This is a genomic window from Oceanobacter sp. 3_MG-2023, assembly GCF_030688925.1.
Lineage (GTDB): Bacteria > Pseudomonadota > Gammaproteobacteria > Pseudomonadales > Oceanobacteraceae > Oceanobacter.
Genome location: NZ_JAUYVX010000005.1, coordinates 55,500 through 75,945 on the forward strand (window position 1 = coordinate 55,500; position 20,446 = coordinate 75,945).

Genomic DNA, 20,446 nt, shown 5'->3' on the forward strand with positions numbered 1-20,446 from the left:
ATCTAGAGTGATTCAACAAACTGAAGCAGATTGTGACGCTCTTCGGCGCTTAGATCCGCGAATTTCTGGCGTGCCATGGCGGCTTCGCCACCATGCCACAGAATCGCCTCTTCAATGCTGCGAGCCCGGCCATCGTGCAAATATTGCTGACTGCCGTTGACTCGCGCCATCAAGCCGACGCCCCACAAGGGTGGCGTGCGCCATTCACTGCCACTGGCAGCAAAGTCTGGGCGACCATCGGCCAGTGCCGGCCCCATATCATGTAATAGCAGGTCGGTATAAGGCCAGATACGCTGATTGCCCAAGTGTGGCTGTGTTGTACTGGCGACGGTGGTATAGCTCGGCTGATGGCACGCCACACACCCGGTGGCATAAAAAAGCGTACGTCCTTCGAGGACCTCGGCATTATCAACATTCCGCCGCTGGGGCACACCCAGATTGCGAGTGAAATTCGTGACCAGGCGCAAAAGATTATCAGGTAATTCCATTCCCTGACTATCATTTCCATTTCTTTGTTGCTCACACAGTGGCTGATACGCCGTACAGGGCTGGGATGGAAACAGTGGATTACTGATACCAATATCATTGGCAAATGCCGACGCGACAATCATGTCCATGTTGGGACGGTTGGCCTTGTGGCCAAAGCGGCCTGGTAGCCAGCGCTGGCTTCTGGCATCCCAAACCCGGTTCTGTCGACCGGAAATGCCATTACCATCAGCGTCTTCCGGATCGGCCAGGGCTTCCAAGTCGGACTGTGCGATCAATTCCAGCAACCCCATCCCGTGGATCGCCGGCGCATTGCGCACACTAAAACGGGTGTTAGTGTCGAAGTCCCCATAAGCGGCGTAACGCAAATCCAGCTCCGGCTTGCGCAAACTGACGCTACTGCCATCCGGGTATATAAAGGCTTGTTCATGCCATGTGATATAGGCATATGCTTCTGGTGGCACCTGTTGTTGCTCAGCCATGGCCGTTGGTGTGGCTTGACGTAACTGGTGCATCAGGGCAATTGATTGGGTTTGTAACTGGTCGCCATACACAGGGTCAGGAATAACACCGTCATGGCTGTTTGCAGCCGCTGTCATGGCGGCGGCATCATCCAACACCACACTCATACGAATCAGTGGCCCAAACAAAGGGGTATCGGCATTATCCGGCATACGGCTTTTACCGCCCCGAATATGGCAAGCGAGACAACCGCGGGCGTTATAAATCGGCCCCAGTCCATCACGTGCATCGGTAATAGTAGGTGCCTTGACCCAAGGTTGGTGCGCCAAGGCCCGACCGGCATAAAACAGCGGCCGCTCTTGCTCTGGCAAATTAGGTGTTACCTTGTCCAGTTCCGGGAACGGGATAATCGAGGTTGTCGCAGCCCCACCAGGGCGTGTTTCTGCCGGTTCAGGCTCCGGTATCCGCTCGGAACAACCACTGCTGGCAATAACCCAAACTGCCAACATAAAAATGCCAAAAAGCCGGGATAAACCCGGCTTCAGGTGAAAACAGAGACGGCGCATCAGCCAGCCTCCGTCAACAATTGATCAGCCATTGAAATTAGCACTCAGTGGTTGGATCAGTGGTATCACACTCGGAAGCATCAACATCGACAACCACATCGCCGTCGATCTCAAGCGCTTCAGCAACATCGGCAATCACGATTGATTGAGCGTTTAATGCCTTGATTGTATCGTAGGCTGGCTCCTCGGTGGTAGCGTCCATGATCTGTACGTCGAAGGGGGTACCTTCACGGGCCAGGCTATCAATGCTTTCGTAAGCGGTGCTGGTGGTGCTCAACGCCGTTACCATGGAAGCCGCTACCTCTGTCAGACCGGCATCAGCCAGGTAATCATCAAGACCATAACCACTTACCGCATTGGTCGTCACATCGTCAGTGCCGTCCAATGTGCTGTCGTAACCGGCGTATTCACCGTAATAGCTGTTGGAGACGCCTTCGGCATTCAGCCAGATATCGCGGTGCGTGTTATCCGAGAAGCAAGAATGCTCGTCTTCCTGGGAGTTGGAAGAAAAGGCAATCTGCATCCGCTCACCCGCCAGCTCGCCTTCAGACAATGTACCCATACCGGTGAGGATTTCGGCCAGCTTCTGTTTGGCGTCATCTTCGCTGCTGATGGTGGTGAACTCAGTGCGGTATGAAGCGCCGTCAGCCCAGCTATCACGAACGGTTTCCAAATCGTCGATCAGCTTCTCAACCGCCACTTCCATAAATTTGTGACGACGCTCAGACAAGTTGCTGCTGTCGTAAGTGTCGGTCTCAGAATAGCCTTCAGCCAGGTCACTCAGAGGACGGTCACCGCCTTCAGCGTAGTTATACGCTTCGTTGGTTTTAACCGCCTCTTCACGGTCAGTCCCATCCGTGGTTTCACCATCATTGTTCAGGTCCTGTCCCCACAGCAGGAATTCAATTGCGTGGTATCCGGCAATCACATCATGCTCGTCATCGGCGGTGGCAGTATTGGCCAACAGGTCGGCAGTGATATCAATCGTTACATCACCAATGATGTTATTCGACTGATCTTCCGCATCGGCTGCCGTCAAGGCACCACCACCATTAATGCCAGCCGAGTTGGCGGTTACGCCCACCTGATCGGTGCCAAAGTCAGTATCGTTGGTCTGCACATAGTCGATCAGGGCTTCACCTAATGGCCAGGCATTGATATCACCTTCCGGGCCGTCTTCCGAGCTGTAGTCGGTAGAGTCAATCGGGCTCAGGCGGAAGCGATAAACTTCAGTCTGGCCATAAGGTTCACGCGCAACCAGCCAGGCGGTTTTAGCGGCAACAAAGTTATCTTCGGTCGGATCTTCGCGGAAGGTTTGCAAGGCGGTTTGTAATGCTTTGGCCGTGGTCACGGCATCTGAATAAGCGGCGTAGGCAATATCAGCGTTGGTTTCCAACACCTTGCTGACGTTATCAACATTGATAACGGAATCAGACGAAGAGCTGTCTGAGCTACTGCCACAAGCAGTTAACAGGGAAGTTACGGCGATAGCCGCAGCAAGCGAGGTCAGTTTCATCATTTAACACTCCGATCTGGCAATAAAGGAATTTGGCGGACTATTTGTCTTTCGGATAACATCTCATTTACATTAAAACGAAATAGTTCCGATTCGATTTGATTGAGATCATATTACTAATGCAAATGATTTACAAATAGACTTGGGATTGCATTATCGTTAGCAGGATTATTGACGCATGCTAAACTGGCCACCTTGGTAGCAGCCTTCCTGATCACCACAACAAGCTGGGGATCACAACAGACAAGAGCAACCAGCCACCATGCGATTTATCAGCCATTACCCCAAGGGAATGGGCAATACCGGAGTCACCGTGAAAAAGTATTCAATTTTATTGTTGGCGCTGCTACTGAGCAGTTGTGGCAGTTCGTCTGATTCGTCAAGCCTTGCCTTCGAAAGCAAGGCAGCCCTCGGCGAAAGCCTGTTCAACGATACCAATCTCTCATTCAACCGCACCCAGTCCTGTGCCAGCTGTCACGATGCCGACAAGGCCTTTACCGACAGCCGCGAAGATGACAACGGGCTGACTGCTGCCGTATCACTTGGTGATGACGATGTATCCCTGGGAGACCGTAATGCACCAACGGTGCTGTACGCCTCACTGTCACCGGAGTTTCAGGAAGGTACGCGCAGTCGCTTCAACAGCAGCCAGTCCGATTACAGTGGCTGGCTGGGCGGCCAGTTTCATGATGGCCGCTCTTCCACCCTCGCCGATCAGGCCGGTGGCCCGCCATTAAACCCGATTGAAATGGGCATGGCAGATCGCGCCAGCGTAGTCGAACGCCTGTTAGAAAATGAAGATTATATTGCAGCCTTCGAATCCTTGTATGGTACCGATGTGTTTGACGATACTGATACCGCTTACGAAGCCATGACCGACGCCATTGCCACCTTTGAGGCAACGGATGTTTTTGCTCCCTTCGATTCCAAATACGATCGTTCACAACTGAGTTCAAATGATGAGGACTACTACGATTACGGCGTATTATCCAAAGTCGCCTCGGGCAAGGTGCTGTTTTTCTCCCAGCAATTCACCAACTGCGCCACGTGTCACCAACTCAAGTCCCAGGGCTACAGCGGCGAGACCTTTACCGGCTATGAGTACCACAATATTGGTGTCCCGGTGAATACCGCAGTACGGCTGGCCAATGGCTCGGACGATGACTTTATTGATACCGGTTTGCAATTAAACAACAGCGCCGTCACCGCCGATACCGAAGCCGGTAAATTCAAGGTACCAACGCTGCGTAACGTCGCCATCACTGCGCCTTATATGCATAACGGCGTGTTTAATGAGTTGGCCACGGTCGTCAAGTTTTACGATCACTGGCTCACGGGCAGCCGCTACACAATCAACCCTGAAACCGGTGTGGAATGGGCGGAGCCGGAAATCAGCGAGACCATCAGCCTGACCGAACTGCAGGATGGCAGCCTGTTCGATGACGATGACGTCGAAGCACTGGTCTGTTTTATGATGACGCTCACCGATGCCCGCTATGAAAGCCTGATTTCTGATGCCGAGTGGGAAAACTGTGAAACGGAATAATATTCTCTGGAGCCTGACATTATGGTGTCTGGCCAGCATGGCCAGCGCCGACAACTACCTCAGTCAGGAAGCGTTCCTGTCACAGGCGTTTGGCGAGCAGCCAGCAGCGGCCAAAACCCTGTGGCTCAAACCGGAACATAAAGAAGCCGCCACCGCCTTGCTCGGCCATTCTTACGTTGGTTTGCGGGTACGATACTGGCAAGCCGACACCACCAGCGCCTGGATTCTGCAAGAGATTGGCAAAGAGAAGCCAATCACCATCGGCGTGGTGATTACCGATAACCAGATACAATCGGTTGCGGTACTGGCGTTTCTCGAATCCCGTGGCTGGGAAGTACGATACCCGTTTTTTACTGACCAGTTTACCGGGGCGAGGCTGGACAAGTCCCAACAACTCAGCCAGCATATCGACGGCATTACCGGTGCAACCTTGTCGGTGCGGGCCGTAACCAATGTCGCCCGTCTGGCACTGTATCTTGCAGAGCAAACCGGGGTCAGCCACAATCAGGCCGCCACCCAACCCTGACTCCTGATACAGGCTCTGTTTTGAAACTTGTTCCTTTTCTGATTCATTGGCATCGCCGCGGCGGCCTGATCATCCTGCCGGTTCTATTGATGCTGGCCATTACCGGCATCCTGATCAATCACAGCCAGTCACTGGGATGGGCCAAAACACCGGTCTATTCCTCCTGGATCGCCTGGCTGTATGGCATTCAGGACACCACTGTCGAGCAAGGGTTTGCCGCTGGGGATCACTGGGTCAGTCAGGTTGGCGACACCCTGTATCTGGATCACGATGCCATCGGCCATTGCGATCAGCCCTTGTTGGGTGCCTTGCGTTGGCAAGAAACCATTGCCCTGCTGTGTGATAACCGCATTGCCCTGTATTTGCCTGATGGCCAACTGGTTGAAGAACTGGGCAGTCTGCCACTGCAAGCCAGCACACTGGGCATGCTGCCGGATCAAGATGCCCTGCTGCTGTCCAGCCCACCCTATTATCTCGATAACAACAGCTGGAGCTGGCAACCACTACCGCCCGAATCCGTCCCGACAGCGGACTCGCCTTGGGCCACTCTCACTCCCTTGCCTGCTGAACTGGTCGAGTCTCTGAACAAGGACAAGCCCTTGCCGGGGATTTCCCGCGAACGTTTGCTGCTGGATTTACACAGCGGCCGTCTGTTTGGCGAGGTGGGCGTCTGGGTGGTGGATGCCGTCAGCCTTGTGCTGATATTTCTGGCCTTGAGCGGTACCCTCACCTGGCTGAAGCGCGCCTGGCTAAAACGCGGCGGACGTCATGGTCGTCATGGTTGTAGTCGACAGAAGCCGCGGCGCCACAAGCCCGGAATGTAACCTTTAGACATCACCGCAAAACGCCACCTTGCTAACAATACCGATACCCGATCGTCAACGGAGATACTGGCCATGTTGCTTGAACTGCTCACTCCCGCCGACCTGTCGCTGACAGCGGCCATTATCCTGATCGCAGTGGCCGGGTTTACGTCACTGATGACGGCTGCTGTCGGTATTGGTGGTGGCCTGCTGCTATTGGCAGTCATGGCATCACTGGTACCCGTCAACGCCCTGATTCCAGTACATGGTCTGGTGCAGCTGGGTTCCAATGGTAATCGCATGGTGATGACCTGGCGTCATATCGACTGGGCCATGCTGAGGTATTTCAGTATCGGGGCATTGCTGGGAGCCGGGCTGGCCAGTGTGGTCGTGGTGCAATTGCCGCTGTACCTGATTCAGTTTGCGGTGGCGGGTTTTATTCTGTTTCTGGTGTGGGGCAACAAGCCAGGCAAACGTCAGCTCAGCTCAACAGGGCGGGTATTTGCCGGCGCCTTGACAACCTTCCTCACCATGTTTGTTGGTGCCACCGGGCCACTGGTAGCCGGTTTTGTGCATCGCAACAACTACAGCAAATTACAGCTCACCAGTACCTTTGCGACCTGTATGACGCTGCAACATTCGTTCAAGGCTGTGGTATTCGGCACCATTGGTTTTGCTTTCTGGGAGTGGCTGCCACTGGTGCTGCTGATGGTTCTCAGTGGCACCATGGGCACCTGGCTGGGGCTGAAACTGTTAAACCGTATTCCGGGCCGCTGGTTTAAACAGACCTTCCGGATTGTGGTTACTCTGCTCGCCCTGCGCCTGCTCTGGCAGGGCTGGCAGAGTATGTGAGTCACGGTTTGATCTCGCCCAGTTGCTGATGCATTTCACGCAACAGGACTTCGGTCTGATCCCATCCCAGACAAGGATCGGTAATGGACTGGCCGTACACCAGATTGGCCGACATTTTCTGGTTGCCTTCGTTGATGAAGCTTTCCAGCATCACCCCCAGAATCCGCTCATTACCTGCCAGCCGCTGCGCCACCACATCCAGCGCAATGGCGGTTTGGCGACGATGCTGCTTGCAGGCATTGGCATGGCTGCAATCCACCAGTACACCAACATGACAGCCAGCCGCCTGTAACTGCTGTTGTGCCGATGCAATGCTGTCGGCATCGTAGTTCGTCAGGCCATTGCCGCCACGCAGGACAATATGGGTATCCGGATTGCCCGGAGTGGTCAGCATGGCCATTTGACCATGGCAATCCACCCCCAGCGTGTGGTGGCTATGACGGGCGGCCACCATGGCATTGATCGCTGTCATCATGGAGCCGTCGGTGCCATTTTTCAATCCGGTGGGCATACCCAGATGGCTGACCATTTCACGATGGATCTGTGACTCCGCGGTGCGGGCACCAATGGCCGTCCAGCTGATCAGGTCGTCCAGGTACATCATTACCAGCGGGTTCAATGCTTCGGTTGCCAGTGGCAAACCCATTTCGGCCAGTGCCAGCATCACTTTGCGGGAGCGCTCCAGTCCGGCTTGCATATCGCCTTCGCCATTACAATCCGGGTCGTAAGCCAGTCCTTTCCAGCCCACATGCGTCCGTGGTTTCTCGACGTAGGCGCGCATCACAATCAGCAGACGGTCGCCCAGTTCTTTATTCAGGGCGACCAGCCGCTGGCCGTAATCCAGCGCGGCGGTTTCATCATGAATGGAGCAAGGCCCGGTAATCACCAGCAGGCGTGAATCATCACCGTTCAGGATGTTGCGAATCTGCTGGCGTTGCTGCTCAATCTGGATACGCAGGCCATCACTCAATGCCATACGGGCCTTGAGCATGGCGGGGGTGGTAATCGGTCGGACTGCCGGGTCATTGCTACTGGCAGAACGGGAAGTCAAAGTAGATGTTGTCATGTTGCTATTCCTCAAATTTTTTACTGGATATGGTGTCTTTGCTGTGGTCCGGTGATGGGCCAGCGCCAATATCGCGCCCGCACATCACCGCAGCTAAATCGCCACAACCAGAAGCCGCACAGACTGGTGCAAGCTTGAGAAATTTTGAGTTTTGCCAATACTTGCATAGCAACCTCGAACTGAATCCTGTGAAAAACAATCATAAAAAAACCCCGATCAGCCTGCTGCCAATCGGGGTTTCCGGTGGCAGCTGGCTTGAAGCCAAACTGCCGGGTGTTCTATTGACACTACGGGCAGCCTGGCTCCTGACTAAAATAGTCATAACCAAACCACCAATACGCCACGCTGACATCACTCAGGCACAGGCTCGCCGCTGCGACCGGGGTCGTAGAGCTGTTCAAGCGTTGCTGTAACCGTGCTGGGTTCATTGTTGTACCGGGGCATTTGTTCAGGTGATGTGTTTATCCTAATCCCGAATGTCTGAATTGCAACCATAAATATCAATATTCTGTGCTGTATATGGTATTCACAGGGTGAATACTGGCTGAAAGCCCGGCATAGCTTTCAAGACAGCACATCCAGACAGTTCGTCAAAAAAGACCGCCCCTGCCCATAATAAATCATCGTCCCAGGAGAGCGATGACCGGGAGCAGACACGGCCAGAACATCGTCACCACCGCCAACCACACTTGCCGATGGAGCCGAAGTTGATACGGTCAGGTATTGACCAGCAGCTGCACACCGACCCCGGTATTGGAAATCGGTGACACATAGCTGCGTAACACTTCTTTCACTTCGCCGGTCATGGTGCCACGCATGGCCATCCACATTGCCAGTTCGACCATTTGCGCACCGCCTTTTTCGATCAGGTCGGCATTGCTGTACTGGCATAGGGCTTCCGGGTCGTTGACCAGTTTATCCATGCAGTCGTTGTCAAAATCGCCATTGAGTATCCCGGCACGTTGACCATCAAGCTGATGCGACAAGCCGCCGGTACCCAGTACTACAACCTTCTGGTCGCTGTCCCAGGAGCGGATGGCATCACCAATAGCCTGGCCAAAGGCATAGCTGCGGGATGGTTTGGGCATCGGATGACGTTCGCAGTTGATGCTGACCGGAATCACCTTGATACCCTGATAGGTAAAGTTCGGCCACAGCAACGTCAGCGGAACGGTAGCGCCGTGATCGACCTTGATGTCCTGACACACGGTCGGGTCAAAATCATTGTCGATCAAATGATTGACAATATGCCAGCTCAGCTCGGTTTCACCCGTCACTGGCGGGATCGGGTTAATCCCCCAGCCTTCATCCGCATTGTGGTATTCCGGCGCGCAACCAATGGCGAACGTCGGTTTTTTGTCGAGGAACATTTCCAGGCCGTGATCGTTATAGAACAACACGGCGATATCCGGTTTTTCCTGCTGCAACCACTCTCGAATGGGAGGGTAAATGGCAAACAGATCCCGATAATAAGGGGTGTCTTCCAGATGTTTATCCATCGCCACCCCAATGGCAGGGATGTGTGAGGTGGTAATACCACCGATCAGCTTAGCCATGGTGCTTACCTCGCCCCTGGCTCTCCAGGTATGCTTTGAATTCTTCGGTGGTACGGCCAGTTTGCATACCGCCAATGATCTGCATGTTCCAGCCAAAGATAATGGCAAATTTAGCCATATAGTAGATGCTGCCGCCCAACTCCAGCATACGGATGATGTCCTGGTCTCGCACCGCCTGCCGCTGCTCGTCGGAGATACCAAAACGCTCCATATAGGCTTCCGGGTCGTCACGGAACGCCTGACGGTTGTCTTCGCTGTTAAACGAATAACACATCTTGTTGAACCTGAAGCCTTTGGTGGCCATGGGGCCATCAAAGTGGATGGTGCCCTCGACGGCTCGTAATTGATTGTCTGACATGACTGTATTCTCACTGATTAGGTCGGACGCAGAACGCCAGGGCTGATTACCAATACAAACGCATCGGGTTATCCACCAGCAGTTTCTGCTGCTGCTCGGCAGTCGGGGCAATCATCGGGATAACATCCACCAGCTTGCCGTCATCCGGGGTATGGGATTTCATATTCGGATGTGGCCAGTCGGTTCCCCACAGCACCCGGTCAGGAAACAGTTCGACCAGCTTTTTGCCAAATGGGACAACGTCGCGATAATCCGGCGCCGTCAGGGTCAGGCGTTCCGGGCAAGTAACTTTGACCCAGATTTTGTCATTGTTGTTCATCATATCGATAAAGCGCTGGAAGTCCGGGTGATCCACTCCCTTGGCAACATCCGGGCGGCCCATATGATCCACCACAATGGTGGTATCCAGCTCGTTCAGGAATGGAATCAGCTCTTCCAGGTCCGGGGCTTCGAAGTACACCACGATATGCCAGCCCAGCGGCTTGATCTTTTCAGCCACCGACAGGAACACTGCTTTTGGCGTGGTATCGACCAGGCGTTTGACGAAGTTGAAACGCACGGCGCGAACACCGGCCTTGTCCATCGCTTCCAGCTCTTCCACCGTAATCGCAGGATCAACCACAGCCACCCCACGGGCCAGCTCACCGGCACTGTCCAGGGCATCCATCAGAGCCGCGTTATCAGTACCATGGCAGGATGCCTGAACAATCACATTACGTTCAAAGCCCAGGTAGTCGCGCAGCGCAAACAGCTGCTCTTTCGAAGCATCACACGGAGTGTATTTACGCTTCGGGTGGTACGGAAACTGTGCCGCCGGGCCAAAAACATGGCAGTGCGCATCAACCGCACCAGCCGGTGTCTTGAACTCTGGTTTGCTCGGGTTGGCATGAAATGGCAGGTAATCTGGATCCATCATAATTAGGTCGCCCTTGTTTTTATCGGGTCATTATTGGCACTTTTATTGACTGGTATACACCAGCAGAAACGGACAGATGCGGATCGTTCGGCACTGTCCCTTCCCATAAAAGCAGCCGGTTTATTCGTTGGGATGCGCAAACACATCGCCATCAAACAGTTTGCGGGCCGTACGCAGCAAGGCCGCCGAAGCAACGTTACCGCCGTCGTCCATATTCAGAATCACGGTCATTTCACCGATCGGATGCTCGACCGCCAGGGTTTTCTGCTGACCCTCCGGCACACAGGCAACAGCAGCGGCCGGCGAGCCGGGTAACACCGCCGCTGTTGCCACACTGACCGCGCCCAACACCCCAATCGAGGCATGACAGCGATGAGGAATAAAAGTCCGGGTCGACAAGGCTCCGCCGTTGCTGGCAGCACTGACCATGGTCATCTTGGGCACGGATTTGTCTTTCACATCCCCCAGATTCATCAATGGCCCGGCCTGTAAACGAATGGACTCCAGCCGCGCTCGCAAGTCATCGTTGGCTTCCAGTTCTTCACGGCTTTCGGTACCGGAAATACCCATGTCTGCAGCCTGCATAACCACCACGGGCATGCCGTTATCAATCAACGTAACCTCAACGCCATCAATCACATCCACACAGTGACCGGTGGGCAACAAGGCACCACAACTGGAACCGGCGGTATCGGCAAAGGTAACGGGAATGGCTGCGGCACAACCGGGCACGCCATCAATACGGGCGTTGCCAACATAACTGACCTTGCCTTCAGGCGTCGGAACCCGAGCCGTGGCAATTTGTCCGGTGTTAGCCATAAAAATACGCACATCGGTGTCTTCACCGGTGGTTTCAACCAGGCCCCGTTCAATCGCAAACGGGCCAACCCCCGCAAGGATGTTGCCGCAGTTTTGCGCATCCGTAACGATGGCCTGATCCACAAACACTTGCAGAAACAGGTAATCCACATCGGCGTCTTCACGCTCGGAACGCTGCACCACGGCCACTTTGGCAGTTAAGGGGTCGGCTGCACCCAGACCATCAATCTGACGCGGGTCTGGAGATCCCATGACCCGCAACAGAAACGCATCTCTAACGGCCGTATCAGCCGGAAGGTCTTGCGCCAGGAAGTAGCCCCCTTTTGAGGTGCCACCTCGCATCCACATACAGCGCACCCCGTCAATCGGATCGAAGGTGCGGGCCTCAGACATATTTAAGGCCTTTGTCTTGCAGGCGGCCACGCATGTCATAAATATCCAGCCCCAGCTCGCCGTTGGCCATTCGCACACGCTTGGATTCTTCCAGCGCCATACGGGCACGGGCTTTTTCCAGCACCGCGGCGGCTTGCTCACGGCGCACAACAACAACGCCGTCGTCATCCGCCACCACCACGTCACCGGGATAAATCAGTTCATCTGCACACACCAGTGGCACGTTGACCGAGCCAACGGTTTCCTTGATGGTGCCTTCCGCAAAGACCGCTTTTGACCACACCGGGAATTCCATCTGACGCAGATCACGGGTATCCCGAACGCCACCATCAATAATCAGTCCGACCACCCCGCGTGACTGGGCGGAGGTCGCCAGCAAGTCACCAAAGAAGCCATGAATCGACGGTGAAGTCGGCGCAAAAACCATGATGTCGCCGGGCTGACACTGCTCAATGGCAACGTGCATCATCCAGTTATCACCAGCGGCACCAGAGATGGTAATGGCGGAGCCGGCGACACTTTTATCCTGTTGAATCGGGCGCAGGTAATGCGCCAGCAAACCAACACGGCCCTGGGCTTCATGAACCGTGGCCACACCACATTCCGCCAGACCATCAATCACGGCCTGGTCGGCCCGTTCAATATGTTGTACTACGACTGTTTCTTTCATGCTGTTGCTTCCTTTGGTCTATCACACCGGCACACCGGCCAGTTGATTACGGCAGTACCAGACGACTGAAAACGCGACGAGTGTTGTGCTCGAAGATGTCGGCTTTCTGGGCCGCAGACAGCGCCGTGTTCCCATCGATATAACGTTTGGTATCGTCGAAGAAGTGACCGGTATCTGGGTCGATGCCGCGTACCGCACCAATCATTTCTGAGGCAAAGAGGATGTTTTTGGTCGGAATAACATCGAGCAATAAATCAATGCCGCGCTGGTGATACACACAGGTGTCGAAATACACGTTGTTCAGTACCCGTTCTTCCAGCTCAAATCCCTTATCAAGGGCCATCCCACGGAAACGTCCCCAGTGATAAGGCACCGCACCGCCGCCATGAGGAATAATGATTTTCAGCTCAGGGAAATCCTTGAACACATCCGACATCATCAATTGCTGAAAGCCGGTGGTATCGGCGCCCAGATAATGGGAACCCGTGGTGTGGAAACAGTCGTTACAGGATGCCGATACGTGCACCATGGCGGGAATATCGTACTCAACCATTTTTTCGTAAATCGGATAAAACGCCCGATCCGCCAGCGATGACCCATTCCAGAAACCACCACTGGGGTCCGGGTTCAGGTTAATACCGATAAAGCCCATTTCCTCGACGGTACGAACAATCTCAGGCACCGACTTGGCCGGGTCGACTCCCGGTGATTGCGGTAACTGGGCTACCGGGACAAAATTCTCCGGGAACAGGTCACACACCCGGCGAATAATATCGTTCTGATGCTCGGTCCAGTACTGGCTGGTGTATTCGTTACCAACGTGATGCCCCATCCAGCTGGCGCGAGGAGAGAAAATGGTCAGGTCAGTGCCGCGCTGTTGCTGCAGCTTCAACTGATTATTAACGATCGATTCGCGAATCTCATCATCCGTGATATTGATCGTGCCTTTTTCACCCTTGAACAGAGGGTCCGCCGCAACCGCTGCTTTTTGCTGATCGCGGTATTCGCCGACGCCGGGCGGCGTCGTGGTGTAATGCCCATGGCAATCGATGATCATTATTCTTCTCTCACTCGTTGATGGAGTGGCCCGCAGGGCCTGTACCAGCGGCACAGGCAAACAGCGCACCGCACGTCCGTGAATGCCAAAGGCACCCAACGACCTGGATAATGCCCCCATGGTAGGAACTGAGCAGCCGGGCTGGCTATTTCAATTTCACTGTTACAATATTGGATTTTGATATAGACCTGTTTATTCGAAGCTCTGGAGCAAGCGATGGATTTTGTTATACCCAACCTGCGGCACCTGCGCGTTTTTCTGGAAGTAGCCGAACAAAAGAGCATCAGCAAGGCGGCTCCGAGAGTCTTTCTGTCGCAACCAGCCATCACCCAGGCACTGGCACGACTGGAAAACATGCTGCAAACCGGATTATTTGATCGCCGGGCCGAAGGCATGTACCCCACCGCCTCCGGTGAGGTCTGGTATAACCGGGTCGAACGCTGTATTGCCTGCTTGCTGCAAGGCACCCGCGAAGCATTACGCTCTGGCAGCCGTACCCAATCGGCGCAACAGATGGTGTCGTTACTGACCACCACCCAGCTCAAGGCATTGGTAGCCGTCACCGAAGCAGAAAACTTCAGCATTGCCAGCCGGGCGGTGGGCGTCTCACAATCATCGTTACATCGGGCTGCCCGCGAGCTGGAGCATTTGCTGCAAGTGCCCTTGTTTGAAAAGACCAGTACCGGCATCAGCGCCACCAAGGCAGCCCAGGCTCTGGCCCGTGCCACCAAGCTGGCATTTTCGGAGCTGTACCAGGGCTACTCCGAAGTCAGTGCGCTACAGTTTCGGGAAGTGGGTAAAATCGTGCTCGGCAGTATGCCGCTGGCGCGGACCTCGATCCTGCCCGAAGCCATTATTCGGTTTAGTGAACGCCATCCGGATATTGATATTCAGGTTGTCGATGCGCCCTACGATGACTTGCTGCATCATTTACGCCACGGCGATCTCGATTTTCTGATTGGTGCCCTGCGTTTTCCGCCGCCGGTCGATGATGTGGTGCAGGAAGAACTGCTTTCTCCGCCACTGGCGATTATTTGTCGCCCGGAGCATCCATTACTGGTGGCCGCGACCAGCACATCGTCTCCAGAGCTGACGGATCTCACCCACTACCCCTGGATTGTGCCCCGCAATGGCACCCCGACCCGCAAAGCCTTTGAGACCCTGTTTGCCCAATGTGATATTCAGCCACCGCAACGACTGGTCGAATCCAGCTCACAGATCCTGACCCGTGAGCTGCTGCGCGGCAGTGACCGCCTGACACTGATCTCTACCCATCAGATCGAACAGGAATTAAACAGCGGATTATTGTCGGTATTGCCCGTCAACCTGGAAGATACCCGCCGGGCCATCGGCATCACCTTGCGTCAAAACTGGCAGCCAACGCCGAGCCAGATGCAGTTTCTCGATATTCTGCGGGAACAGGCAGCCGCCTGCCGGGATCAGTAATGCTGCACTGACAAGTCTGCCAGGCATCAGGCCAACCTGAAGAAAGGACGGGGAACGGCCTGTAGGGAAATGGACTCTCCCGGTCTAAAACAGGAACAGTCATGGTCGACTCATTCCAGACACGGCCTTAAAGATGATGTTTGTTTCGCAGCACTGCTTGGTCTCTCGGCTGGAGGTGATGCCCTTGGAGTGAGTAAGCGGGATGATTTTCAGCAGACTCGCCGAATCATAAACAGGGCGGTTTTCGCTATCCTTGACCACCATCGACGTTTGATTATCGTCATGATGTTTGAACCTGGGCATCCGTTACTGGAAGCGTCCAGCCAGACCCTTGTCTCACCGACCTGAACTGACCCGTTATGGATTGTATCCCGTAACGGCATTCCAACCCGCAAAGCGTTTGCAGCGCTGTTTGCCCAATGTAAGATACAGCCGCCACAACGTCTGGTTGTTCAAGGTACACCAGTCCAGCCCGGCAACATATAAAACGGGATGTGACGGCCTATATGAAGTACTACAACCAGGAACGACTGCATTCCTGAAATGGTGACTTGTCACCGATGGGGTATGAAAAACCAGCCAATTAATGTGTCCGGTTTTGTTGACCAGAACATACCCCAAGGCGACGCCTCAACCATTCCCCCAATCATCAATATTATTTCGGTTCGCACTTACAAGCACTGTTGGTAACGGCTTGGTATGGTTGATCTGTACATAAGCGTCTACCTTAGTAGCGAATTCATATAAAACGGTAATACCTGACGCCTTTTCCGTTGGATCTTGCTCCTGCTCATTATCAAGCGGAAAGCCTGTATATTCTGCAAATATCCTTGAGGTACGACTTTCATTTTTATTATAAAGAACAACATTAAATTGTCCGTCAAGATCAAGGCCAGGAGGAATAACGCATGTGGTCTCCAAAGTGCCAACGACGAGGCGCAGAAGTCCCCAGTGGTCACTCTTGATTTCAAGTCGCATCGTGCGAGCTTGAGCGTCTCCATCACCGAGAGGTGGCGTAAGGGCATACGCAGCACCCGCCAGAGCTGCTGCTGTAGCTGCTGCTGTTCCCGATGAGATTAAGGCTGCAACAATCACTACTGGAATATGGATCGCCCGGCTTCTATTTTCCAATTGGTCATTAGCTTTGTCAGTCACTTCTTGTATGTAAGCGTTAAGGCTATTGTATTTCGTTGGATCGGACATATTACCACTCTCTTTTTTGGTTATTGTTTCGGAATAATTAATTTTCAAACATTAAGTAATTCATTTGTCTCGTTAAAAACCAACCTACATCATTTATTTAAAACCATACCACTGTACTTGGCCGCATATTGTGTCGTGGTCTACTAATTCCGTCCTGATTCCGGACAACCAGCAAGGTTTTCAATAAAAAAACAGCACCGTTCCTTCTCTGCTGAGTTCAAGCTTGAAGCCGCCAGTTTGGTGCTTGATCAGGGATATTCTGCTTCTGAAGCCAGTCAGTCACTGGATGTTCTTTGCGGCGCGGGGTTGGTCAGCGTCGTATCGATCGAGGTGTCCAGCAATTGGATGATCGATGAAACTGCGGACCGCCTCCGCCACATGCAAACTGGGAAGGTTCTACTTGCCTTAAAGAGATTGTTCGCATTATTGGTTTGAATCGAGCCATTACCGCTTCCTGCGTTTCAAAACCCGATCAGACCATCGCTCGGGATAGTTTTTTTACAGCCTGCACAAATTGATCAAAGGCCGGATTGCACCATAAAATACAGAAAATGAAAGTAACCTGGTGTAAAAAACCAATACCTTGTTGCCGACCACTGGCACTATTTTAAAGCCTGTAAACACAGGTTTTTCAATGCTTGACCAACAACTGACAGGACAAATTTTCACTGTTGGGTCAGACGGCATTATCAAAATTGAATCATTCGTCCGGTTTATTAATTACCCTGCAGACAAGGCCAATGCTAGATTGAAGTTCTCGAACTTGGTCGTTTTGAGTGTTGTGACATTACCCGCCGCCGATCACCCGACCCACTGCCTCTGTAGTGGCAGACGGTAATCGGCGGCGGGCTTTTTCAAGACCGTTCGATGTTCATCGTCAGTACGCTTGTCAGCAGCAGGCCATAACAGCCTCACTGATAGCCAACAAGCCGTAACAGGTACCGGCGGCACCTTACATGACCTACCCGGCCAACAACCGGCATCCGGTGCTACCGCTACACCGATCAGGAGAACAAAATGAGATTATGTGTTGCAGGTGCCGCAGGCGCCTTTGGCCAGAAACACCTGGACGCCGTCGCTAACATCGATGGCGCGGACGTCGTATCCGTTGTCGGCACCCGCCCTGACGTGATCAAACAAGTCGCAGAAGAACGTGGCATTCCACACTATTGCACCGACCTGGCAGAAGCCCTCGCCCGCGACGACATCGACGGTGTCTTGCTCGCCACCCCGACCGGTATGCACGCCGCCCAGGCCATTCAGTGCCTGGAAGCTGGCAAACACGTCATGGTCGAAATTCCCATGGCCGACAATATTGAAGATTCGCGCAAGCTGGTTGAAGTCCAGCAGCGTACCGGGCTGGTGGCCATGTCTGGCCAGACGCGCCGCTTTAATCCGTCACACCAGTGGATTCATAACAAGATTCAGGCCGGTGAACTGAACGTGCAGCAAATGGACGTACAGACCTATTTTTTCCGTCGCACCAACACCAATGCCAAAGGTCAGGCCCGCTCCTGGACCGACCATTTGTTATGGCATCACGCCTGCCACACGGTTGACCTGTTCCAGTATCAGACAGGCGAAACCTGCAGCAAGGTCCAGGGAATGCAAGGTCCGATTCACCCCGACCTCGGTATCGCCATGGACATGAGCATTGGCCTGAAAGTCCCCAGTGGCGCGATTTGTACGCTGTCGCTGTCGTTTAACAACGAAGGGCCTTTTGGTACTTTCTTCCGCTACATCTGTGACCAGGGTACCTATATCGCCCGTTATGATGATCTGGTCGATGGTTACGAAAACCCGATCGACCTGTCCGGTGTCGCCGTCTCCAACAACGGCATCGAACTGCAGGATCGCGAGTTTATCGCCGCGGTCAAGGAAGGCCGGGAGCCAAATTCCAGCGTCGCGCAAGTGTTGCCGGCGATGGAAACCCTGGATCAGCTGGAGCAACTGCTGAACGCAGACTGAGCAGCCAGCAGGCCTCTGCCTTGAAAGCTTGAAAAGACAGGGGCCGATGTATCATCCAGATATTTCCAGAAACCGGCTTGGCCGGTTTTTCCGTTTCTGACACGAGGTATTTTATGACTGCGCTGAACACTGAATTTAATCATCCAGGCATCGGTTTTGGTTGTATGAACCTGTCTCATGCCTACGGTGTGCCACTACCGGAAGACGACGCCATCCAGGCCTTACACGCCGCTTTCGATATGGGCTACCGCCATTTTGATACCGCCACCTTGTACGGCGGCGGCAAAAACGAACAGCTGCTGGGCAAAGCCCTGAAACCACTGCGCAACGATATTTTCCTGGCCTCCAAAGGTGGCATGCAGATTGGCGAGCAAAGCGGCCTCAAGGAAATCAACGGCTGCCCGACGACCTTGCAGCAACAGGTCGAAAACAGTCTGCGCCGCTTGCAAGTTGATCATATCGACCTCTACTACCTGCATCGCCTTGACCCCAACACGCCGATTGAAGAATCCGTTGGAGCACTGGCCGAGATGGTCAAAGCGGGCAAGATCGGCGCGATCGGTTTATCCGAAGTCTCCGCCGCAACCTTGCGCCGGGCCCATGCGATACATCCGATTGCCGCACTGCAAACAGAGTATTCACTGTGGAGCCGTAACGCCGAGATTGCCGTACTACAGGCCACCCGGGAACTGGGCACGGCATTTGTGGCCTTTTCTCCCCTTGCCCGTGGTTTTCTGGCAGATGGCCTGCAAGAGGTTGACTCGCTGGAGCCAAAGGATATCCGTCGCAATATGCCACGCTTCCATCCAGACAACTTTGCCGCCAACCTCACCTTGCTGGACGCATTCAGACTAGTGGCAAAACGGGTTGGCTGTACGCCAGCTCAGCTATCTCTGGCCTGGGTCTGCGCGCAAGGAGATCATATTGTGCCGATCCCGGGTACCCGCAGTGTTGCCCATATGCAAGAAAACCTGCAAGCCGCCACGGTCTCGCTATCGGCCGATGTTATCCATGAGCTGAATCAATTGATCAATCAGCAGACGGTCAGCGGCAGACGCTATAACCTGGCACAGCAAGTCGAAGTGGATACCGAAGAATTCGCAGAGTAAGTGGCTTCGATGACCGCCATGGCATGCCGCAATCAGCAACACCAGTTCGGGCCATGGCACTTATGCTATAAAAATAACAAACATGTATAACAACGCCTTATGAATACCACCCCGTTACACCTTATAGTCGATCAGGCCCGCCCACCTGCTGGCAGCCATCAACGCATTTCCCGCTACACCCTGTATAGTGAGGCCCCATCGGACAGCGATCCCGAATTTGTCCATATCGAGGACATCCCCAGTCGAGCCAGACTGTTCGACTGGGCCATTAATATTCATACCCATCCGAACATGTTCCAGCTGATTTTTGTGCGCAGCGGTTCGGTACGCGTCTTTATTGATGGCCAGGAAGAACATCATCAGGCCCCTGTGATTGTTTCGGTGCCTGCCGGTGTCGTGCATGGCTTTGAGTTTGAACGGGAAGCCACCGAAGGCTGTGTGATTACCGTTTCCCGGCTGTTGATTCAGGATGACCAGTTTGCCCGCCAGTTTCCGTTCGGGCAGGAACTGCTGCAAAGTGCCCGGATTATTCAGCTGAGCCAGCACCCAAAAGAGCTGACCTTTATCGACCAGACGGTACAGCAGCTGACCGAAGAGTACCTGGGTAACGCCCTGGGCAAAAAATCCATGTTTGCCTGGTTGCTGTTTGGTTTGTTACTCAAACTTGGACGCCTGCTTGAAGAGCACCCGGACAACATCCCGGAAGACATTCATAGTGAGCGCTTTCGCCACCTCAACAGCCTGATCGAAGGGCATTACCGCCAGCATCAATCGGTCGAATTTTACGCCCAGGCACTGCACACCACTCCCACCAGCCTCAGCCGTACCTGCAAACAAATCGCCGACAAGAACATCACCGATCTGCTCTACGACAGGCTGGTTCTGGAAGCCCAGCGCATGCTGATTTACTCCTCCGTCCCGGTATCTCTGATTGCCTACGACCTCGGATTCCACGACCCGGCGTATTTCTCACGTTTTTTCCGCCGCCGGGTGGGTTTGGCACCCACCGCCTTTCGAGAGCAACGTGACGGCACTCATGTGTCCGCTGGATCAGCCGATTGAACGAACATTTGAACGAACGATCAAACAGATGGTCTGAAAGTACCATCGACCGCTGCCTGTAACCAC

The 20,446-nt window shown here is 53.9% G+C and carries 19 protein-coding genes and 1 pseudogene; 9 read left to right on the forward strand and 11 right to left on the reverse strand.

Going from position 1 to position 20,446, the window contains the following annotated elements; genetic code table 11:
- Positions 1-2: 2 nt before the first annotated feature.
- Both Q8W32_RS06040 and Q8W32_RS06045 read right to left on the reverse strand, forming a co-directional pair.
- Complete coding sequence (locus Q8W32_RS06040; protein WP_305414154.1) at positions 3-1,514, reverse strand: di-heme oxidoredictase family protein; 1,512 nt, start codon at positions 1,512-1,514, stop codon at positions 3-5.
- 37 nt (positions 1,515-1,551) lie between these two features.
- A complete protein-coding gene (locus Q8W32_RS06045) occupies positions 1,552-3,033 on the reverse strand; it encodes an imelysin family protein (protein WP_305414155.1) in 1,482 nt (493 codons plus the stop codon).
- 310 nt (positions 3,034-3,343) lie between these two features.
- On the opposite strand from Q8W32_RS06045, the gene Q8W32_RS06050 reads away from it, so the two are divergent.
- The 4 genes from Q8W32_RS06050 to Q8W32_RS06065 all read left to right on the forward strand — a co-directional run bounded on the left by Q8W32_RS06050 (position 3,344) and on the right by Q8W32_RS06065 (position 6,757).
- Positions 3,344-4,576, forward strand: coding sequence for a cytochrome-c peroxidase (locus tag Q8W32_RS06050; protein ID WP_305414156.1), 1,233 nt, complete (start codon positions 3,344-3,346; stop codon positions 4,574-4,576).
- Positions 4,563-5,102 (forward strand): FMN-binding protein, encoded by a 540-nt coding sequence (locus Q8W32_RS06055; protein ID WP_305414157.1) that lies wholly within the window; start codon positions 4,563-4,565, stop codon positions 5,100-5,102. The genes Q8W32_RS06050 and Q8W32_RS06055 overlap by 14 nt, the downstream gene beginning before the upstream one ends.
- 20 nt (positions 5,103-5,122) lie before the next feature.
- The gene (locus Q8W32_RS06060; protein WP_305414158.1) at positions 5,123-5,926 is read left to right on the forward strand and encodes a PepSY-associated TM helix domain-containing protein; all 804 of its coding nucleotides are present in this window, start codon (positions 5,123-5,125) and stop codon (positions 5,924-5,926) included.
- A gap of 72 nt (positions 5,927-5,998) precedes the next feature.
- Complete coding sequence (locus Q8W32_RS06065; protein WP_303432583.1) at positions 5,999-6,757, forward strand: sulfite exporter TauE/SafE family protein; 759 nt, start codon at positions 5,999-6,001, stop codon at positions 6,755-6,757.
- Position 6,758: 1 nt separating this feature from the next.
- On the opposite strand, the gene Q8W32_RS06070 is transcribed toward Q8W32_RS06065, so the two are convergent.
- The 7 genes from Q8W32_RS06070 to Q8W32_RS06100 form a co-directional block, all read right to left on the reverse strand.
- Complete coding sequence (locus Q8W32_RS06070) at positions 6,759-7,823, reverse strand: 3-deoxy-7-phosphoheptulonate synthase (RefSeq protein WP_303432585.1); 1,065 nt, start codon at positions 7,821-7,823, stop codon at positions 6,759-6,761.
- A 716-nt stretch (positions 7,824-8,539) separates the two neighbouring features.
- Positions 8,540-9,379, reverse strand: coding sequence for a class III extradiol dioxygenase family protein (locus Q8W32_RS06075; RefSeq protein ID WP_303432586.1), 840 nt, complete (start codon positions 9,377-9,379; stop codon positions 8,540-8,542).
- The gene (locus Q8W32_RS06080; protein ID WP_303432587.1) at positions 9,372-9,737 is read right to left on the reverse strand and encodes a protocatechuate 3,4-dioxygenase; all 366 of its coding nucleotides are present in this window, start codon (positions 9,735-9,737) and stop codon (positions 9,372-9,374) included. The genes Q8W32_RS06075 and Q8W32_RS06080 overlap by 8 nt, the downstream gene beginning before the upstream one ends.
- A 46-nt stretch (positions 9,738-9,783) precedes the next feature.
- Positions 9,784-10,653 carry an amidohydrolase family protein gene (locus Q8W32_RS06085; RefSeq protein WP_303432589.1) on the reverse strand — a complete coding sequence of 290 codons (870 nt, stop codon included), beginning with the start codon at positions 10,651-10,653 and terminating at the stop codon, positions 9,784-9,786.
- Positions 10,654-10,773: 120 nt separating this feature from the next.
- Positions 10,774-11,865 (reverse strand): 4-oxalomesaconate tautomerase, encoded by a 1,092-nt coding sequence (locus Q8W32_RS06090; protein WP_305414161.1) that lies wholly within the window; start codon positions 11,863-11,865, stop codon positions 10,774-10,776.
- Positions 11,858-12,535, reverse strand: coding sequence for a 4-carboxy-4-hydroxy-2-oxoadipate aldolase/oxaloacetate decarboxylase (locus Q8W32_RS06095; RefSeq protein WP_305414163.1), 678 nt, complete (start codon positions 12,533-12,535; stop codon positions 11,858-11,860). Before Q8W32_RS06095 ends, Q8W32_RS06090 begins: the two co-directional genes overlap by 8 nt.
- A 46-nt stretch (positions 12,536-12,581) precedes the next feature.
- Positions 12,582-13,592, reverse strand: coding sequence for an amidohydrolase family protein (locus Q8W32_RS06100; protein WP_303432593.1), 1,011 nt, complete (start codon positions 13,590-13,592; stop codon positions 12,582-12,584).
- Between the two features lie 216 nt (positions 13,593-13,808).
- Here Q8W32_RS06100 and Q8W32_RS06105 point away from each other — a divergent pair, with 216 nt between their 5' ends.
- Positions 13,809-15,038, forward strand: coding sequence for a LysR family transcriptional regulator (locus Q8W32_RS06105; protein ID WP_303432594.1), 1,230 nt, complete (start codon positions 13,809-13,811; stop codon positions 15,036-15,038).
- A gap of 99 nt (positions 15,039-15,137) precedes the next feature.
- Here Q8W32_RS06105 and Q8W32_RS16585 read toward each other — a convergent pair whose 3' ends face one another.
- Entirely contained in the window at positions 15,138-15,341 is a 204-nt protein-coding gene (locus tag Q8W32_RS16585; protein ID WP_370693672.1) for a transposase, read from the reverse strand.
- A gap of 327 nt (positions 15,342-15,668) precedes the next feature.
- Complete coding sequence (locus tag Q8W32_RS06110) at positions 15,669-16,289, reverse strand: hypothetical protein (protein ID WP_303432595.1); 621 nt, start codon at positions 16,287-16,289, stop codon at positions 15,669-15,671.
- Between the two features lie 135 nt (positions 16,290-16,424).
- Here Q8W32_RS06110 and Q8W32_RS06115 point away from each other — a divergent pair.
- From Q8W32_RS06115 to Q8W32_RS06130, 4 genes and pseudogenes are all read left to right on the forward strand, one after another.
- Positions 16,425-16,532: pseudogene (locus Q8W32_RS06115) on the forward strand (transposase); the annotation flags it as partial.
- Positions 16,533-17,258: 726 nt separating this feature from the next.
- The gene (locus Q8W32_RS06120; RefSeq protein ID WP_305414165.1) at positions 17,259-18,209 is read left to right on the forward strand and encodes a Gfo/Idh/MocA family oxidoreductase; all 951 of its coding nucleotides are present in this window, start codon (positions 17,259-17,261) and stop codon (positions 18,207-18,209) included.
- Between the two features lie 113 nt (positions 18,210-18,322).
- Positions 18,323-19,318 carry an aldo/keto reductase gene (locus Q8W32_RS06125; RefSeq protein WP_305414167.1) on the forward strand — a complete coding sequence of 332 codons (996 nt, stop codon included), beginning with the start codon at positions 18,323-18,325 and terminating at the stop codon, positions 19,316-19,318.
- A gap of 99 nt (positions 19,319-19,417) precedes the next feature.
- On the forward strand, positions 19,418-20,380 hold the full coding sequence (locus Q8W32_RS06130; protein ID WP_303432598.1) for a helix-turn-helix domain-containing protein: 963 nt from the start codon (positions 19,418-19,420) through the stop codon (positions 20,378-20,380).
- Positions 20,381-20,446: the final 66 nt, after the last annotated feature.

Coding starts and splice junctions, on each gene's coding strand:
- Q8W32_RS06040 (WP_305414154.1), bottom strand. CDS start 1,514: ATGCGCCGTCTCTGTTTTCACCTGAAGCCGGGTTTATCCCGGCTTTTT.
- Q8W32_RS06045 (WP_305414155.1), bottom strand. CDS start 3,033: ATGATGAAACTGACCTCGCTTGCTGCGGCTATCGCCGTAACTTCCCTG.
- Q8W32_RS06065 (WP_303432583.1), top strand. CDS start 5,999: ATGTTGCTTGAACTGCTCACTCCCGCCGACCTGTCGCTGACAGCGGCC.
- Q8W32_RS06070 (WP_303432585.1), bottom strand. CDS start 7,823: ATGACAACATCTACTTTGACTTCCCGTTCTGCCAGTAGCAATGACCCG.
- Q8W32_RS06075 (WP_303432586.1), bottom strand. CDS start 9,379: ATGGCTAAGCTGATCGGTGGTATTACCACCTCACACATCCCTGCCATT.
- Q8W32_RS06080 (WP_303432587.1), bottom strand. CDS start 9,737: ATGTCAGACAATCAATTACGAGCCGTCGAGGGCACCATCCACTTTGAT.
- Q8W32_RS06085 (WP_303432589.1), bottom strand. CDS start 10,653: ATGATGGATCCAGATTACCTGCCATTTCATGCCAACCCGAGCAAACCA.
- Q8W32_RS06090 (WP_305414161.1), bottom strand. CDS start 11,865: ATGTCTGAGGCCCGCACCTTCGATCCGATTGACGGGGTGCGCTGTATG.
- Q8W32_RS06095 (WP_305414163.1), bottom strand. CDS start 12,535: ATGAAAGAAACAGTCGTAGTACAACATATTGAACGGGCCGACCAGGCC.
- Q8W32_RS06100 (WP_303432593.1), bottom strand. CDS start 13,592: ATGATCATCGATTGCCATGGGCATTACACCACGACGCCGCCCGGCGTC.
- Q8W32_RS06105 (WP_303432594.1), top strand. CDS start 13,809: ATGGATTTTGTTATACCCAACCTGCGGCACCTGCGCGTTTTTCTGGAA.
- Q8W32_RS16585 (WP_370693672.1), bottom strand. CDS start 15,341: ATGCCCAGGTTCAAACATCATGACGATAATCAAACGTCGATGGTGGTC.
- Q8W32_RS06120 (WP_305414165.1), top strand. CDS start 17,259: ATGAGATTATGTGTTGCAGGTGCCGCAGGCGCCTTTGGCCAGAAACAC.
- Q8W32_RS06125 (WP_305414167.1), top strand. CDS start 18,323: ATGACTGCGCTGAACACTGAATTTAATCATCCAGGCATCGGTTTTGGT.
- Q8W32_RS06130 (WP_303432598.1), top strand. CDS start 19,418: ATGAATACCACCCCGTTACACCTTATAGTCGATCAGGCCCGCCCACCT.